General features: G+C 40.5%; 16 protein-coding genes. 1 reads left to right on the top strand and 15 read right to left on the bottom strand.

Annotated features, from left to right (window positions below; translation table 11 throughout):
* Positions 1 to 155: 155 nt before the first annotated feature.
* The 7 genes from STRDD10_RS07960 to STRDD10_RS07930 all read right to left on the bottom strand — a co-directional run bounded on the left by STRDD10_RS07960 (position 156) and on the right by STRDD10_RS07930 (position 7798).
* Positions 156 to 1073 carry a dihydrodipicolinate synthase family protein gene (locus STRDD10_RS07960; protein WP_067194805.1) on the bottom strand — a complete coding sequence of 306 codons (918 nt, stop codon included), beginning with the start codon at positions 1071 to 1073 and terminating at the stop codon, positions 156 to 158.
* A gap of 16 nt (positions 1074 to 1089) precedes the next feature.
* Positions 1090 to 1734: a YesL family protein gene (locus STRDD10_RS07955; protein WP_067194801.1), complete on the bottom strand. Its 645-nt coding sequence runs from the start codon at positions 1732 to 1734 to the stop codon at positions 1090 to 1092.
* 379 nt (positions 1735 to 2113) lie between these two features.
* Positions 2114 to 2566: a NanQ anomerase/TabA/YiaL family protein gene (locus tag STRDD10_RS07950; protein WP_067194799.1), complete on the bottom strand. Its 453-nt coding sequence runs from the start codon at positions 2564 to 2566 to the stop codon at positions 2114 to 2116.
* Positions 2567 to 2834: 268 nt separating this feature from the next.
* Positions 2835 to 3674, bottom strand: a complete 840-nt coding sequence (locus STRDD10_RS07945; protein WP_067194796.1) for a carbohydrate ABC transporter permease — start codon at positions 3672 to 3674, stop codon at positions 2835 to 2837.
* A 15-nt stretch (positions 3675 to 3689) separates the two neighbouring features.
* Complete coding sequence (locus tag STRDD10_RS07940; protein ID WP_082782083.1) at positions 3690 to 4556, bottom strand: carbohydrate ABC transporter permease; 867 nt, start codon at positions 4554 to 4556, stop codon at positions 3690 to 3692.
* Between the two features lie 552 nt (positions 4557 to 5108).
* Positions 5109 to 6431: an ABC transporter substrate-binding protein gene (locus STRDD10_RS07935; protein WP_067194791.1), complete on the bottom strand. Its 1323-nt coding sequence runs from the start codon at positions 6429 to 6431 to the stop codon at positions 5109 to 5111.
* A 668-nt stretch (positions 6432 to 7099) separates the two neighbouring features.
* Positions 7100 to 7798 carry an N-acetylmannosamine-6-phosphate 2-epimerase gene (locus tag STRDD10_RS07930; protein ID WP_067194789.1) on the bottom strand — a complete coding sequence of 233 codons (699 nt, stop codon included), beginning with the start codon at positions 7796 to 7798 and terminating at the stop codon, positions 7100 to 7102.
* A gap of 401 nt (positions 7799 to 8199) precedes the next feature.
* Between STRDD10_RS07930 and STRDD10_RS11770 the strand changes: the two genes are divergently transcribed.
* Positions 8200 to 8334, top strand: coding sequence for a hypothetical protein (locus tag STRDD10_RS11770; protein WP_269450125.1), 135 nt, complete (start codon positions 8200 to 8202; stop codon positions 8332 to 8334).
* 425 nt (positions 8335 to 8759) lie between these two features.
* Here STRDD10_RS11770 and STRDD10_RS07925 read toward each other — a convergent pair whose 3' ends face one another.
* The 8 genes from STRDD10_RS07925 to STRDD10_RS10575 form a co-directional block, all read right to left on the bottom strand.
* A complete protein-coding gene (locus STRDD10_RS07925) occupies positions 8760 to 10061 on the bottom strand; it encodes an ABC transporter permease (protein ID WP_082782076.1) in 1302 nt (433 codons plus the stop codon).
* Entirely contained in the window at positions 10030 to 10713 is a 684-nt protein-coding gene (locus tag STRDD10_RS07920) for an ABC transporter ATP-binding protein (RefSeq protein WP_067194786.1), read from the bottom strand. The genes STRDD10_RS07925 and STRDD10_RS07920 overlap by 32 nt, the downstream gene beginning before the upstream one ends.
* A complete protein-coding gene (locus STRDD10_RS07915) occupies positions 10694 to 11902 on the bottom strand; it encodes a hypothetical protein (protein ID WP_067194784.1) in 1209 nt (402 codons plus the stop codon). The genes STRDD10_RS07920 and STRDD10_RS07915 overlap by 20 nt, the downstream gene beginning before the upstream one ends.
* Before the next feature lie 12 nt (positions 11903 to 11914).
* Positions 11915 to 12499: an ABC transporter ATP-binding protein gene (locus tag STRDD10_RS07910; RefSeq protein ID WP_067194782.1), complete on the bottom strand. Its 585-nt coding sequence runs from the start codon at positions 12497 to 12499 to the stop codon at positions 11915 to 11917.
* 1020 nt (positions 12500 to 13519) lie between these two features.
* Positions 13520 to 14431: a helix-turn-helix domain-containing protein gene (locus tag STRDD10_RS07900; protein WP_067194776.1), complete on the bottom strand. Its 912-nt coding sequence runs from the start codon at positions 14429 to 14431 to the stop codon at positions 13520 to 13522.
* Positions 14432 to 14561: 130 nt separating this feature from the next.
* Positions 14562 to 17222 (bottom strand): bifunctional acetaldehyde-CoA/alcohol dehydrogenase, encoded by a 2661-nt coding sequence (gene adhE / locus STRDD10_RS07895; RefSeq protein ID WP_067194773.1) that lies wholly within the window; start codon positions 17220 to 17222, stop codon positions 14562 to 14564.
* Positions 17223 to 17626: 404 nt separating this feature from the next.
* Positions 17627 to 18208: a nucleotidyltransferase family protein gene (locus tag STRDD10_RS07890; protein ID WP_067194771.1), complete on the bottom strand. Its 582-nt coding sequence runs from the start codon at positions 18206 to 18208 to the stop codon at positions 17627 to 17629.
* Positions 18189 to 18360: Holliday junction DNA helicase RuvB C-terminal domain-containing protein (locus tag STRDD10_RS10575; protein WP_082782075.1), on the bottom strand; the 172-nt coding region annotated here is incomplete at its 5' end. The genes STRDD10_RS07890 and STRDD10_RS10575, both read right to left, overlap by 20 nt.

Below are 18360 nucleotides of genomic sequence, written 5' to 3'. Positions count from 1 at the left end.
CTAACCGCAGGCTGCTCAAAGCACTGCTTTGAGGTTGTGGATGGAACTGACGAAGTCAGTAACCATACCTACGGTAAGGCGAAGCTGACGTGGTTTGAAGAGATTTTCGAAGAGTATAAAAATCTCTTTTCAGGCTAGGTGACTAAAAGAGTTCCTCAAAGAAAACGTTCCTTCGTGTCACGGATTAGTTTTGCAGCCGCCTCAACTACTGGACGATCAGATTCTAAGACAGCAGTTAATGGAGGCCGAACAGAGCCAATATGTAATCCTTCATTAATAACTAGCACTTCTTTAATAACCGAATACATATTCCCATGTGCCGCAGTCAACATGCTAATGATCGCATTAATCGCAAATTGTAACTGTTTCGCCTGATCCAATTTTTTTTCTGCAATGAGTTGGTCGAGCTTAAGGAAAAGTTCTGGCATAACCCCATAGGTCCCTCCAATTCCAGCCTTGGCTCCCATGAGTCGTCCTCCTAAGAACTGCTCGTCTGGGCCGTTAAACACAATGTGGTCTTCTCCACCTAGGCTAGCAAACGTTTGGATATCCTGAACAGGCATAGAAGAGTTTTTCACCCCGATTACGCGAGGATTCTTCAGCATTTCTGTATAGAGACTGGAAGTGAGGGCAACGCCAGCCAATTGTGGAATATTGTAGATGACAAAGTCTGTATTCGGTGCAGCGTTACTAATATCATTCCAATACTTGGCAACCGAGTATTCCGGCAAGCGGAAGTAAATCGGCGGAATCGCAGCAATCGCATCAACACCAAGACCTTCTGCATGACGAGCCAATTCTACACTGTCCTTTGTATTGTTGCAAGCAACATGAGCGATAATGGTCAATTTCCCCTTTGCTACCGCCATCACTTCTTCTAAAATCCGTTTGCGATCTGCCACACTTTGGTAGATGCACTCACCTGATGAACCATTGACATAGAGACCTTGCACACCTTTATCAATGAAGTACTGAACCAAGGCGCGCGTACGCTCTGGGCTGATTTCGCCCTCATCATCATAACATGCGTAGAAGGCTGGAATGACGCCTTCGTATTTTTTCAAATCTGACATAAAATTCTCCATTAGTTTATTGATATTTTGTAAAAATCCGCTCCATAATCCCCACCTGCATAAATCCTAGCAGGGCAAAGCCAAAGAGTAGAAAGGCTGAGCCACCAAGAAGCAGGGTAAAGACGGATAAATAGAGTAGCATAAGGATGAGCAGGATAACTGCCACCATTAGGAAGAACCAAGCGAAGTTGAGACTGATAAGTAGCACCGCTTTTTGCAGGCATTCTCGCAAGCCCAGCTCATAGCGACTAGCCAGCGGATAGACTGCCAGCATAGTCAGCATGAGAAAGATGAAAATGCCTAGACAAACAGCTTTCAGTATCTGAAAAGATAGGCTGGATTGCCCCCAGAAAAGACCAAGGTCAAACCAGCAAATGCCTACTACTGCAAGCTCCAGTAAGCCCAGTTGGAAACCCTGTTTCCAGTTACTCTTGAAGGCTCGCAGGTAGGTGCGAATGACAGGCACCCGACGGCTGCCCTTGATGACAAAGAGGGTCTGGTAGAGGCTGATTTTAGCGATACCGATAGTGACGATGGGCAGGCAGGTCAGGACAAAGAGGAGGTTAACCGTGACCATATCTAGCACCTTCTCTGCAATTCGCATGAGAAAATTATCCGTATCAAAGACTGTTCTTAGTAGTTGACTTCCTCGTCCTTGCATGACTTGCTCCTTTCCTAGTTAGCATTCCAAAATGTTTTTCTTCAATATAAAGCTTTCACAAAACTGTACCATAAGCACATATTGATGTTATCTTTTTTTCTTTACTAATATACGATATAAGTACAGCGAGGTTAACGCAGACCATAGGTTACGAAGCCATGTTTCTTCATTAAACTTTCCTACTCCTCCACCTACCACAATCGCTCCTACCATCCAAAATAAGATAGCTAATAAAGAGACAAATAAGCTTTTCATCCGTTACTTTCTGATAATACAATATTAATCTCTAAATACCTTACTCTCATTTTTCTATCTCATAAAGATAAGTGCTTATGGCACAGCATTGTCAAAGCTTTACAGAAAACATTTTAAAATATATCTAGTCAATCAAAATCTTAAATAGGTATTTTCTAACCTTTTCCTCCAGACCTGCATAGCTGTTGGGCTGGTGCGGTTCCCTTGGAAAGAAAATGGCAAAGTTGTGATGTCCCAACAGCAGCGGGTAGCAGTCCTGACAGTGGACAAAGCCAATATCAGCATTGTCGTCAAAAGCTACCGCTTCATCCAGCACCCGAGCCCCATAGGAACAAAACTCATGCCCCTCGGTCAGCAAGTGGAAATCGGCATAGTTTTTATGGTACTCAAACTGGTCACTATCTTCTTGATTAAGGACATTTTCCTGCACGACGAGAAATACCTTGTCGCCATCAATCTCGTACTTGCCTAGTTCAAACGTATCCTTACGGTATTGGTAAAGATAATCAATCGCCTTATCTAGGTTCGGGTGAATCCCCTTGTAACGGGTAACGTTTTTTAAATCATCAAAAATCATAGTTTTTACCTTTTTTGATTTTATTGCACTTATCCTTATGTGGTGAGAAACGGAAGGTAAAATAGTCCTATGGACTGTTTTAAGAAACCAAGATTATTTCATTCCTAACATTTGAACCTAAAGTTTCAAATTTCCCCTCGTCAGATGAGAGTCTCCTTATCTGACTTTCACCACTACGGAAAATACCTAAGAGGGTGACTTTACGTCCCTGTACTGTCGACTTGTTTTGAAAACGACGGTTTCTATCAAATTGTAGCCTAGCGACCTCTCAACCCTTAACAGCCCCCATAGTAATCCCTTGTGTGAAGGATTTTTGGAAGACTAAGAATACGGTAACAATCGGTACTGCTGCAAGAGCAGCCCCAGCCATAATCAGACCGTAGTTAGTTGCCATCTCAGCCTGCATGGTCGCAACTCCAAGTGAAATAGTCAAATTATTTCGCGAAGTCAACATCACCAACTGCATAAAGTAGTCGTTCCAGGTATTGATAAAGGTGAAAATCGCAAGAGCTGCAAATCCTGGTTTCACGATTGGAAAGGCTACGCTCCAGAAGGTACGGATTTCACCACAACCGTCTATTTTAGCTGATTCTAGCAATTCCGTCGGGATATTTTCACTAAATTGCTTCATAAGGAAAACCCCGAATGGCCAACCAATCAAGGGCAAGATGACTGCCCAAAGGGTATCATGGATTCCCATGAAATTAACAATCCGCACTAGTGGCACAAGGACAACCTGCTTAGGCAGGGCCATGGCTGCGATAAAGATAGCAAAAAGAATTCGCTGCCCATAGAAACGTTTCTTGGCAAGAACATAACCTGCCAAAGACGAAGTTGCACAAACCAAAAACATGGTCACTAGCGAGATAAAAACAGAGTTCCACATCCATTGCAATGCTGGGTTTTGCACCATGAGTTGCTGGAAGTTTTCCATGGTTGGTGCAGCAGGCCACCATTGTGGTGGAATCATAATGGTATCCGGTTGCGCCTTAAAAGCTCCTGTTAAAATCCAGTAAAATGGAAAGATAAACAGTACTGTCAAAAGGAGCAGAATAATCGTGGAAATCACCGTAAATGCCGTTAAAGGTTTCTTTTGTGTCGTTTGCATAACTAGCTCCTTTCTCTAATATTCCACATCGTTTCCAAGAATCTTGAACTGAGCAAAGCTGACAAGGGCAATCATAACTGCTAGAAAGACACCGATGGTGTTGGCATAGCCATACTCTGTCAATTGGAAGGCTTTTTCGTAAAGGTAGTACATTAGGGTACTTGTTGAGTAGTTTGGACCACCAGATGTCAAGAGCTGAATAAGCGCAAAACATTGGAAGGAGTTGATTGTCGTGATAATGGCGATGTAGAGCGTTGTAGGTAGTAGACTAGGCCACTTGATTTTCCAGAAAACTTGAAACTCAGTCGCCCCATCCACACGAGCTGCCTCTACCAAAGAGTTATCGATATTTCCCATAGCAGCGATGTAAAGGATAATCGGCTGACCAACAGAAGTCGTCAAAAGGATAATCATGATCGCCATCAAAGCCCAGTTCTTATCTCCCAACCAAGAGATGTTTTGCTGGATGATGCCCCCTGATTTAAGGACAAAATTCAGAATTCCTGAAAGTGGGTCGTAAATCCATTTCCATACGACCGTTACAGCGACACTACCTGTAACCACTGGTAGGAAGAAAACAAAACGGTAGAAGGATCTGGCGATAGCGTTTTGGCTATAGGTCTGAGACGCTACAAAAAGCGAAAAGAGTACAACGACTGGTACAGAGCCGATAACTAAGATGACCGTGTTAATCAAGGACTTCATAAAAACAGGGTCTTTAAACATACGGACATAGTTGTCAAGACCGATAAACTCAAAGGAAGTCATAGAGTAGTTAAAGAAACTCGTGATAAATCCCATAATCATCGGAGCAAGGACAAAGACCGTAAAGAAAATCAAAACGGGTGCGAGGAAGGCATAGGAAACAATGGTTTCCCGCATGCGGATTTTGTTTACTTTCACAGTAAGTCTCCTCTCTTATGTGTTTTATTTTTTGGCTGTTCGTCTATGTAGCAGGAACGCTTGTGAACCAAATCTGTGATTAGCTAATAAAGTCTAGGAGTCAAATCCTTTGCCTCCGATTTTCAAGCTATCCATCAGACTAGATTTCACCAACTTATTTCTGAGCCAGAAGGTCTCAGAAACATCCAACTACTGCTACGACAACAGACTTTTCTAGCGGACTTCGTCCGCCTTCCAGTAATCGCGTAGCGAACCAGCGAAAGGAAGTGAGCTTGATAAGACAGCAATTGCTGTGGTGGCAGAGGACAAATCTGAGACTATGCTTCTGTTTTGAGAGAGGGAAATCCAGTCTGATAAAGGATTCTGTAACACTAGACAATCGTGACCAACTAGCACAGCCATACTAGATCCTCGCAGAGTTAGTTCCCTGCGTTCCCACCACCTAAGCTAACTGTCAAAAAAGAAGAAATGATCTAAATAAAATCCCCCCTTTTCATAAAGAACAGGGTTGAGAAAAAGGGGGTTGGGGTTTTATTTCATTGCTTTTTTGATGGTTTCATTTGCTTTTTCGGTAAATGTCTTCAGAGCTGCTTCTGCACTTTCATCACCGTTTGATACGGATTGCAACATTGGGAACCAGAGTGTCCGCATTTCTGCGAATCCATCGATGGTATTGTAGTATGGTGAATAGTACTCTGTCCATCCACTGATAGTCTCCATCCGTTTATCATCATAGAGTTTTCCAAATGATGAACGCACTGGGAATGCTCCTGTACGAATAACGTCTTTAGGGCCCCATTCCTTGTCGTCAGCCATGAATTGGATGAATTTTTTAGAAGCTTCGACTTTCTTTTCATCCTTATTGTTAAAGACTGCAAATCCGTTGACAAGATATTCAAGGGCAGGTTTTCCTGAGTCAGATGGGAATGGTACTTCCACCACTTCGACCTTGCTTGATTCCAATAGTTTTGCTTGGATACCGTTTTGAGATGGTGCCCAAAGAATAGTGTAAGAAGTTTGACCGTTCGCGAAGTTTTGGATATCAGCTCCACCGTCAAATTGAGATCCGTTATTTAACAGACCGTCTTTAATCCACTGAGCTGCTTTATCCAATCCTTTGATAAATTTTGCATCATCCGTTGTGTACTTGGTTACATCAGCATCTGTGACAGAACCACCATAAAGGTTTGCGATGAAGGCACGTGTTCCTTGGTCTCCCCCTTGACCAGAGCTGAACAGTGACCCTGGTGTGTAACCCTTGTCTTTGAGAGCTTTCAACACTTTTTCAAAGTCATCTGTAGTCCAGCCTTCTTTTACCAAATCTGCAACGCCAGCATCCTCTAACATTTTTTTATTTAGAGCCATGTAAAATGGTGCAGATGAGATAGGATACATATATGCTGTATCGCCTGCTTTACTTGCTTTGATGATGTTGTCGTTATTAACATCTTTGACATATTCATCTGTAAAGAGTTCGTTTAAGTCAGCCAGTTTCCCGTTTTTACCGTATTGAATAATCCGTCCAGGTGCGTCAAAGAGCACGTCTGGCGCTGTACCAGCTTCGATAGCCGTGGTAATCTTTTCAGGGCCTGACTTGAAGTCGATGGTTTCCAAGTTGACATGGATGTCAGGATTTGCCTTTTCAAAGGCTGCGATGATGGATTTTTCATACGTACCCACACCGTCGCTAGCATTTTCCTGAGTGTAAACTGGGAAAGCCCACCATGTGATGTTGGTCTTGCCAGATGCGTCTGAGGAAGCACTTTCGCTCTTGCTGTTAGAGCCTCCGCAAGCTGCGAGAGACACAAGTGCTGCACTTGCAAGCAGGGACACTGCGATTTTTCTAAATTTCATCCTTTTTCTCCTATTTTATTGGACTATCTATGGGCGCACGAGGTAATTAATTGAAAAATAAATGCACTCAATACTCCAAGGATAAACCATTTTCTTTTTTGCATTCGTTTTATCATCAGATAAACCATTGTCCAACAATAACTACCACAGAGGCAACCGTATTTGCTGTTCCACAGCTCCACTTAAAGCCAAAACAAGCATTCCAGAACATGCGATTTTTCTAAATTTCATACTTTTTCTCCTATGCAAATCCTATCCCGAGAGATAGCAAGCAATGCCAGCTGGTCTAGTCGTTTGTGCAATCGGTTACATTTCTAACCAGCACAGCCAGCGCCGACAGGTTTTCATCTACTACTCTTTTCTCCTATAGAACCACCATTCCTTTGTTTTGTAATCTTTTAGTTTAAATCGTTGTATTTTTCTTTGCACTTATCCTTAAATGGTGAGGGACGGAAGCGATCGACTTCGTCGCTCCATTCCTAAATTTTGAACCTAGAGTTTCAAAATTTCCCTGTCAGATAACAAACTTGTTATCTGACTTTCACCATGACGGAAAGTTCCTAAGAGGGTGGCTGTGCCACCCAATCCATCACCTTTTATTTGGAAACGATGGAGACGAATTGCTAACAACATCTATAAACCAAATGATTTTATATCCCAAGCAGGTTTTATTTCAAGCCTGCGACGAAGCGTTCTGTGATTTCTTTTGGTCTGGTGATGGCACCGCCAACGACAATTCCCCGCACTCCATATCCGAGGATTTGCTTGGCTTGCTCAGGGATGTGTATCTTCCCTTCTGCGATGACATCAAGCCCAGCATCACATAGTTTTTTGACAAGTTCAAAGTCTGGTCCATCTACCTTTGGACTGTAAGACGTGTAACCAGAAAGAGTTGTTCCAACAAAATCAACTCCAGCTTCTACTGCCGTCAGCCCTTCCTCATAAGTTGAAATATCTGCCATAAGAAGTTGTTCTGGATACTTCTCCTTAACTTGGCGGATAAACTCCCCTATCGTCAAACCATCAAAGCGCTCCCGCTTGGTGCAGTCTAGAGCAATGACCTCGATATCCAGAGCCGCAAGCTCATCCACTTCACGCATGGTCGCCGTGATAAAGGGCTCCTGCGGTGGATAGTCACGCTTGATAATGCCAATAATCGGCAACGTGGTCACTTGCTTGATTTGCTCAATATCGCGCACACTATTGGCACGAATCCCAACTGCACCGCCCTGCTCAGCAGCCTTGACCATGAGAGGCATGACGCCACCCTCCTCCGTGTAGAGCGGTTCATGTGGCAAAGCCTGACAGGAAACGATGATACCATCTTTTATCTGCTCAATCAGAGCAGCTTTGCTAATCCTAGCCATAAGTTTCTCCTAGACATAGTCTTGCTGTTTGCTTTTAGTAATGAAACAGTCTGAGAGCCTGTTTCAGATCGTCATCTGAAAGTATAAAAATGATGAGGCAACGAACCGCAGACATAACTGAAGTTCTGCTTAAACAGTTCAGTTAACTGTTTAAGGTAATCAATCATCAAAGCAACGCTTTGTACTAACGAGTTAACAAAGTAATAAAAAATAAACAGAAAGACGTTTTTTCTCAACGAGATGCATCTTGTACTGTTATTATATATCTAAGTTAAAGCGTTTTCAATACTATTTATAGTTTTTGGTTGCAATTTCAAATATTGTTATGTTATTCAATTTCTCCTGAAACTACTTTTAGTTCTTACCAGCTATCTCTGGAACAGTAAAACGATAAACAGCAGATGATGAGTGAGATTGACAGGTCGCCAACTGCTCACACGCTCCATGGTCACAACGCCGTAACCTGCCGTGGTGAAGGGAAGATGAAAGTAGTTTCAGAACAAGCAAAAAGACTGGAACAATTGCCCAGCCTTTAAAAATGATGTAACGCTACTTCTTTTTCTTCTTTTCATATAGCCAGTAGAGGATGAAGCCTCCCAGCAAAGACTAGATAATCATATAAGCCAAGAGAAACTTGTACGCAGCACCAAACTCAATCTTGCTATCCACATATAAAAACACAGCCAGCAGAGACAAGAGCCAGACCATGCAGATGATAAATGTATCTTTTTCCTACAAACCTCGTTTCAGTTTTTATTCTTATAGCACATAGCTGAAAAAGTTGGAACTAATACTCAATGAAAATCAAAGAGCAAACTAGGAAGCTAGCCGCAGGCTGCTCAAAGCACTGCTTTGAGGTTGTGGATAGAACTGACGAAGTCAGTCACATACCTACGGTAAGGCGAAGCTGACGTGGTTTGAAGAGATTTTAGAAAGAGTATAACTTTCCAACTTTTTTCAACTATTCATACCGCAGAGACTCCACAGGATCCATCTTACTAATCTTCCTTGCTGGAAAGTAGGCTGATAGATAGCCCATTAAAAGAGCAAAAATAATCATACAAAAGATTGACAGAGCATTTAACTCAAAGACCCTACTAATGTTTGGGTAGAAATGATTAACAATGACATTTGCCAACGAACCAATCCCCACCGCCACAAGAAAAGCGATAGCTAACGAAATCCCTGTAATCCAGAGTGCCTCATAGATGAAAATGCCTTTGACATCACGGTTTTGGTAACCGACAGCTTTCATGACACCGATTTCTTTAGAGCGTTGCATGATGTTGATATAGATAATAATACCAATCATCACAGCCGACACCACAATGGCTTGTGACGATAAGACTACCAAGAGCCCTTGAATGACACGGATAAAGGTGATGACAATATCCAAAATTGCTTGTTGAGAAACAATCGTATATTTTTTATTCTTCTGCAATTTCTCACTGATTGCTTTGGTTTGCGACGGGTCTTTCAACTCCAAAATCATATAAGAAACTGCCTTGGTGAACTGAGCGTCTTGTAAAACAGACTCCAGTTGCTTGGGTGCCATGTAGCTGTTGCTGTCTTCCGTCTCGTTTTCATCGTTGATGACACGCGCGATAGTTGTCTGAAACTGAGCCGTTTTACTGCCCTCAGCCGTATTTTCCACGATAGTCGCTGTGATTTCTTTTCCTAGTACATCTTCCGCAGTTAGGTTTTGTCCATTACTTTCATTCCAGCCTTTTAGGAGGCTCATAGGAATGGTCAAGCCCTGCTCGTTGGCATTATCATAGAGAGAACCTGCGACCACTATCTCCTTGTCGTTACTCATGACAGAGATACTGGTATCATCATAGAGGCTCACAACCTGAGCATAACTTGGCATAGTCTGGCTCATATCCAGCACTTTTCCGTCCAGACTAATACTAGACATGATTATACCAAAAGGGCTTTCCAGATATTTGATATTGTCCTCGCCAACCGAGTCCGTCACATACTCTTCATCATCTTGGTTGAGAAATCCTCCCCCAGCTGTTTCTGAGTTGAGCATGATTTGGACTTGTGATGGGATATTCCCTCCATTGGTACTCTCATCAATCAAAGAAATGACCGCATTTCCCAAACCAAAGGCAATCAGAACGCCGATAAAACCGATAGAGGTCGCTGCCGCAATCAAGAGATTCCGCCATTTCCGCTCCATAAAGTTACTAAGCGACAATTTGAGTTTGTTCTTGAGGGAGAGTCCCTTATTTCTTGATTTCTTCAACGACCTTACCATCCTTCATCTTGATAATCACATCTGCATAGTCTGCCACTTCTGGATTGTGAGTAACGATTAGCACTGTTTTCCCAGCCTCTGTCAAACTTTTGAAAATCTCCAACACATTTTCCTGCGATTGGGAGTCGAGCGATCCTGTCGGCTCATCTGCCACAATCATCTCAGGATTATTAACCAAGGCACGGGCAATCGCCACCCGTTGCTTTTGCCCACCAGAAAGCTGTTTGACATTTTTGGTGAGAAAAGCTCCTAAGCCTAAACGTTCCAACTCTTTACGAGCCACGACGTCCATTTCCTTGTCAGACAAATCTTTCACATAAAGAGGCAATTTCACATTTTCCAGAACAGACTGGTGCGACACGAGATTAAAGTTTTGAAAGACAAAACCAATGTGTTCCTTGCGAAACTGGGTTAAGTCTGTCTCAGACAAGTCAGCGACATTCTCCCCTTTAAATCCCAAGACACCCTCGTAATCTCTGTCTAAACCACTGATGATGTTGAGCAGACTGGTCTTACCACAGCCAGACGGACCATAAATAGCAGTAATCTTCCTTTCTGCAATATCAAGATTGACTGATTTCAGGGCTTGTTCTCTATTTTCCCCGTCAAGGGCATAATATTTCGAAATATTTTCAATAGATAAAATGGACACGATTTTCTCCTTTGATGATGTTTGAAAGCATATAACGATATGAAGTGTAGAAAATAGCAGTGATATATACTGCATTAAGCAAAGCTAGTACCATAAAATCAATTCCCCTAATCTGATTAAACAGTAAGACAACCAAAACTGGTATTAAACGAACAAAATATAAAATAACTCTTGTCTTTATTGGGAGAGAAAAGGCATCTAACTCTTTTGCATCTTTAAACTCATATTGTTTAAAAATCAAAGCCTCAATAAATTGTGTGCTTTGGCACAATAAATAAGCAAACAGCATTCCTAATAAAAATATAGATATTTGTAGTATGCTATACTGAACATACCATAAAAAGATAGTGATAGAAACTGCTGGCAATCCCCAACTAATAATACTTAAAAATCCTACTCTTACTTTTATAAAATTTTTAAGGTCGATTTGAATAGCCTGTAAATATGGTAAATCTTTATTCAAACTAAGGAAATAAAAATTCAAACCTCTGCTACCAAAAAATACTGTTCCAGAAAATAGTGCCGTGCTCAATATATCTATATTATGTGTTATTTCAATTTTTAATAATTGAGGTACAAATACTAGCATAAACATGAACACAATAGTAGAAAATACAGGTGCTAGTAAAGTTTTCAAAAATACCCAAATATCCATAACTGAAAATATATAGGACAAATTATAACTGGTTTTATGTTTCAAGGAGAATAATCTTATATTTGAAAAATATACTACACCATTCAGTAATAAAATCAGCAAACTTGAAAAAGACCCTAGTACAATATTATAAAAACTAATAATCACTAGCAAAGGAGAAACGATGATAAAATTCTTCACTAATAGGATACCAAAGAACTCCTTATCAGATATATTAAAAAATAGTTTCATTGTACTCATAGTTTTTGTTGTCAATACATAAATATTTTCATATACAATTCCTAGCACCAAAATAGCTGGAACTAATAGTTGAGCTAGTTCAAAGTAAGATAAAAGATTCCACATTCTGTAATTTTTTAAAATAGAATATACTTCTTCTTTTGCAATCGCAAATAGAAAAATCAATCCTAAAGAAGATAAAAGATATTTATAAGTTAGTTGAGTTAAGGAAACGCCTTGTACTTCTTTTGAATCACTCCAATAACCTTGACGAGATAAAAATAGCAATGTTAATGAATGATAGAATTTCTCCATACTATTTCCTTTCTATAATGAAATGGTTTGACTAGCAACTGGTAAAATATCCTGTCTCTCATGACTAACGACGATAAACTTTTTACCTTCCTGTAACTTTTGATTCATCAACTGTACTAAATTTTGAACAGACTCTTTATCCAAGCCAGATAAAGGCTCATCCATCACATAAATGTCTGAATCTAGTAAAAATGCAGCAATTAGCATCACTTTTTTCTTTTCACCTAATGATAGTGATTGAATTGTTTGTGTCATTAGTTTTTCATTCAAATAAAACTGTTCTCGTAAATCACTCAATCTTTCTTTAAACAAATTTGTTTCAATAAAAAATTGTTTCTGCAAAAATTCAAATAATAAATTAGGTGATAAACCAATGAAATAACGTTCAGACGAATCTGGAACATAGCTCACACACCCATCACTTGTTACGACTCCTGAACTCGGTTGTAAGATACCTAGAACAACTTTCAATAAAGTCGATTTCCCCGATCCATTAGCACCTGAGATGATTGTCATATTTGACTCTTGTGTATCTAGTGAAATATTTTCAAATAGAAGACGATTATTTACACGATATGAAACGTTTTTTACTTTCATTTTTTCTCCTTATGTATTAAAATAAAATAGTTGATAGTTATGTCTATAATCATTTTGAGAATGCCCATTTTCAAACTGAGACATAACTATCAATTATTTTTTTCTTTAAATCATATATCTATATGAAATATCATACACACAATCTCGGATCTGATTCCAAATTATCTAGCAATCCATTTTTTTATCCAGCCCCAAATTGGTTGTCTAAATCCATTTTGAAGAATCCAACGAATAATTACCCAAACAAGTGTCCACATAAATAACGCTCTCTTTTACTAAAGTTTAAAAAATCTTTTAACCCATCCCCAAATGAGGTGAGCTATTCCGTTAATAATAACACGTCTGATAACTTCCCATACAAAACGCCACATAAACTATATGTCTCCTTTTCTTCTTCAACCCTATTTTAACTTCTCAAAAAAATTAAAGTCTCTAAATGTACGGTTGTGTTCCAAGGTCATATCAATCCCCTTTGTCACATCAGATGCTTTAATAATTGCAGTGGGAGATATATTATTCAATGAATAGACTCTAAGAATATTTCTTTTGACTGTAATCAAATCTAGCAAATATCCATTGACCCTTATCTCCACTTGAACCAATGATTTATAGGACTGTTGGATGACTAACACATCTCGTACGCTATCAATATAATTTGGTATATAATTGATTCGTTTGAACCTTAATACCTTATCTACATTTACCACCACCAACTAAATGAGCCTAGCATTTCAAAAAGATGTCTCATTTCCATTCCTCCTTCACACTTAAGATAGAATTGGGAATTTTGTAACAAAATTCCCAATTCTATAAACAAGCATACATCGATCAAGTCATCCTATACTTGTTTACATGTCCCATTATATCAGCATATCAAAAAAGCACCAATGACAGAAATGTCTTCTTTTTTACTAGTTAAATCCATTAAATTCCGAACAAAATAAAAAACATTTGACAAAAGCTGCAATTTTTGCCAAAGTTTTTTATTCAAGATTATTTCTAACACTATAGCGACAAATATTACAAATATTTTTTTATATCTGTTTCCCATTCTCCATCCAAACTCTGTATCAACTGCTCATTTCCAAACAATTTAGCAAACATGATAGCCTCTTGGTATCTTTGATATGCTAGGTTAAAGTCCGTTTGGATATAATATTTCCACTCCACCATAAATATAATGGGGGTTTTTTGAAAATCACGTGTTTTCTCCGTAATCCATTTTAATTTCTCTATGGCTATCTCAAAAAGCTCCAGAGCACCCATTGTTTCACAACAACCTAAACTAGCAAATAGAGTATCACGAACTAAAAATAACTCGCTGGTCTCAACTTGTTCAACCTGATTACAAACCATTTCGAACAATCTTTTTATATCAGCTTGTTCCTTTTTAGACAACGTTCCTTGTTTAAAGTATTCCGCACCCATACACAAAAAATACAAACGAAGTTTTAAAAAGTCATTAGCAGAAAAGGAAGATTGATTCTTAAGAGTTTCTATGTAATCTTCTATAATCCCCTGACCATACTGTTCGTTATCTGTTGCCCGTACCTGATCAATCGCTTGCAAGCAATCAATCATAACTTGTTCATCTCTTGGAAGTTTGTCATAAAAACACTCAAAAATCTCATCAAAATATTCTTCCTTTTGTTCCTGCAACTCCTTGTCTCCGTAATCAGGATGATGTAAAAGAAAGTACTTTAATTCTTGGTAGCGTTTAGGCAATTCCTTATAGTCTGGCATCAAGACATAGGATGGAATTTCTAGCCTATCTGCAATGTATTCTAGTGTTTTTATCGTCGGGCGAAATTCCCCTTTTTCGATGCGTGCCAGCTGACGAACCGACAAACCCGACTCATCATCACAGAAAGCAGGACGACTCAGCCCCTTTTGCTTCCGCAATTCCTCTATTCTTTTTCCAACGTCATTCATGCCTTGCTTTTCCTTATACTATGGTTCTTCAAATAATTATTTGATTATCAAATTTTATTTTCTTATTATACCATACTTTTTCCGTCCACGCAAAAAGGCAGGATTTCTCCTGCCCTAGGCTGATAAACGATTATTTGAGGCGTCCTGGACGTTCCTTGTAACCATAGTAAGCATCTTCGATGATTTCTTGCATATGGTCTACCATTGGCAGGCGTGGGTTGGCTGGCGAACATTGGTCTTCATAAGCGAGGAAGGCAAGTTTGCGTGAATGTTCTTTCCATTCTTTTTCATCAATTCCTTGGTCTTTGAAGTTCATTTGGATTCCAACACGTTCACCGAGTTCATAAACGGCTTTCGCATAAGAAGCAACCCCTTCTTCTGGTGTAGAAGCTGGAAGTCCTAGCATACGAGCGATATCCTGATATTTTTCATCTGCACGGTAGTAGTTGTACTTAGGCCATGTTGCTGTTTTAGCTGGACGTGTACCATTGTAACGGATGACGTATGGAAGCAAGATTGCGTTGGTACGTCCGTGGATAGTATGGAACTGAGCACCGATCTTATGCGCCATTGAGTGGGAAATTCCCAAGAAAGCATTGGCGAATGCCATACCAGCAATGGTGGAAGCGTTGTGCATCTTTTCACGCGCATCATAGTTAGCTGTCTTAACAGACTCTTCCAAGTTTTCAAAAACCAACTTGATCGCTTGCAAAGCCAAACCGTCTGTGAAGTCACTAGCCATCTGTGACACATAGGCTTCTGTCGCATGGGTCAAGACGTCCATACCAGTATCTGCAGCTACAAAACCTGGAACAGTGAGGACAAGTGATGGATCCACAATTGCCACAGTTGGGGTCAATGAGTAGTCTGCGATTGGGTATTTACGGTTGTTAGCTTTATCTGAAATAACGGCAAATGGTGTTACCTCAGAACCAGTACCAGATGTGGTTGGAATAGCGATGAACTTCGTCTTCTTACCAAGAAGTGGGAACTTGAAGGCACGCTTACGGATATCCATGAATTTTTGAACCAAGTCATGGAAGTCTACTTCTGGTTGTTCATAGAAGAGCCACATCACTTTAGCCGCATCCATTGGAGAACCACCACCAAGAGCAATGATCGTATCTGGCTTAAAGGTCCGCATAATCTCCGTACCACGTTCAACGGTAGTAATATCAGGATCTGGCTCAACGTCTGCGAAGATTTGGTAAACAACCTTATTGCGACGAAGGTCTAATTGTTCAATAATGCGATCTAAGAAACCAAGCTCTACCATGGCATGGTCTGTCACGATCATAACCCGTTCTACGTCACGACACTTTTGTAGGTATTCGATAGATCCGCGTTCAAAGTAAGTTTTTGAAGGAAGTTTCATCCATTGCATGTTGTTTCTCCGTCTTCCGACTTTTTTGATATTTAAGAGGTTTATTGCGCTCACGTTGTCTCCAACAGAGTTGCGACCATAAGAACCACAACCAAGAGTCAAGGATGGCAAGAAAGCATTGTAAACATCTCCGATACCTCCGAAAGTAGAAGGAGAGTTCCAGATAACTCGGATGGCCTTAACGGCTTCACCAAAATTCTTTGCGAGATCTGCATCCGCTGTATGAATAGCCGCTGAGTGACCTAGTCCATGAAACTCAACCATTTGACGAGCTTTATCCACTCCATCTTCACGACTATCAGACTTAAGAACAGCAATAACTGGTGATAATTTCTCGCGAGTGAGTGGTTCATTTGGTCCTACTTCTTTACATTCTGCAGCAAGAATGTTTGTTCCTTCAGGAACTGTAAATCCTGCTTGTTCTGCAATCCAAATTGCTGGTTTCCCTACGATGTCCGCGTTCAATTTTGCACCAGCACAATTTTTGCTGTTGGCTTTAACTCCAAAGCAGAATTCTTCAAGAAGGGCTTTTTCTTTTTTATTGACAAAGTAAGTATGGTAAGACTTAAATTCGGCTACAAATTCATCGTAGATTTCCTTGTCAATGATAACTGCTTGCTCAGAAGCACAGACCATCCCGTTATCAAAGGATTTAGACATGACGATATCATGAGCAGCTTGACGAATGTTTGCTGATTTTTCAACATAAGCTGGAACGTTTCCTGCACCTACACCAAGAGCTGGTTTACCACATGAGTAAGCTGCTTTAACCATGGCATTCCCACCAGTTGCTAGGATGGTTGCAATCCCTTCATGATTCATGAGAGCACTAGTTGCTTCCATAGATGGTTGGGTGATCCATTGCACACAGTTTTCTGGTGCTCCTGCTTTGATGGCTGCATCGCGTACGATTTGCGCTGCATGGGCAGAGGATTCTTGCGCAGATGGGTGAAAGGCAAAGACGATTGGATTACGCGTTTTTAAGGAAATCAAGGCCTTAAAAATAGCTGTTGACGTTGGGTTGGTGGTTGGTGTAATTCCACAAACAACCCCAACTGGTTCTGCGATTAAGGTCAAACCTGTCACATCATCTTCTTCGATGACCCCAACAGTTTTGGTATGACGCATATTGTTAACTACGTGCTCACAGGCAAAGAGATTTTTTGTTGCCTTATCTTCAAATACACCACGTCCTGTTTCTTCAAAGGCGTGTAAAGCCAATTCTCCGTGGGCATCCAAAGCTGCCACTGACGCTTTAGCTACGATGTAGTCAACCTGTTCCTGGTTTAACTTTCTCATTTCTTCAAGCGCAACCAGACCTTTTTGTACTAACTCGTCAACATGTTTTTCAGCAGCGAGTTTCTTGGCATCTTTTTCTTCTTGAGTAAGCGCTTTTTTATCAGCCATAAAATGGTTTCCTCCAAGTTTTCTCGAGGATTTATCCTCGTTAATTATTTCACAATAATTATTATACACCATTTTTCGATTCTTGTAAACCTTTTCATATAACTTTCACAAAGTTTTTTAGTTCACTTTGTGAAGTATTTAAGGAAATGGGCTAAAATATTACGGATTTAAGCTAAGATTGTGAAGAAAATTTCAAATCTTTTTTTCTTCACATAGTCTGTTTTCAGGAATTTAGTATAATACTCAATGAAAACCAAAGAGCAAACTAGGAAGCTAGCCGCAGGCTGCTCAAAGCACTGCTTTGAGGTTGTGGATAGAACTGACGAAGTCAGTCACATACCTACGGTAAGGCGAAGCTGACGTGGTTTGAAGAGATTTTCGAAGAGTATAAAATAAAAAACAGCTCAAAGGCTGTTACGAATATTGGTGGCTAATTGAGGCCACTTATCAAACCAATTTTTCTTGGACAAGCGATTTTTATACAGGGTCATGCGATCTGGATCTTCTAAAAAATGTGGAGTAGGAGCAAGGCGAAATTCAAAGACATCCTTTAGACCATAGGGAGCAAACAACTCCAAGCGCTTCTCCTCTTTTAAACGAAGCCCCAAGGCTGTGCAGCGTTCTGGATACTTGCTCATGGCGTCCCGCGAACTGGTATAAGGGGCAGTGTGGGGACTGTGAACATGCATGTAAACTTGATTTTTCAACTCCCACTGATACTGAGGGAAGTCCTCTTTCAGCTTGTTCTCTAGATTCAAGGTTTCTTGGTAAGAGATAGCCGGATCAAAGAAAATCACATCCACATCGGTTTCACGATCAAAAGGGGATTTACCTGCCAAGAGATTCCAGATGAAATTTCTGACCGAGCCTGCCGCTAACCAGGAATCTTTTAGACCAAGATCTCGAATAATGCTCAGAATCGTCATCAGGTCAGGATCCTGCTGAAACCAGGTCAAGACTTCTTGCTCATTTTTCACGATATTCATAACCTAAATGCTCATAAGCCTTGGCTGTTGCGACACGGCCAGACCGGGTCCGCATGATAAAGCCCTTCTGGATGAGGTAGGGCTCGTACATATCCTCGACCGTCTCGCGCTCCTCTGCGATATTAACAGAGAGGGTTCCCAGTCCGACAGGA

The sequence above is a fragment of the Streptococcus sp. DD10 genome (assembly GCF_001578805.1).
Classification (GTDB): Bacteria; Bacillota; Bacilli; order Lactobacillales; family Streptococcaceae; genus Streptococcus.
Note: the sequence above shows the minus strand (reverse complement) of the source record. Positions and strands in the feature narration are given on the sequence as shown.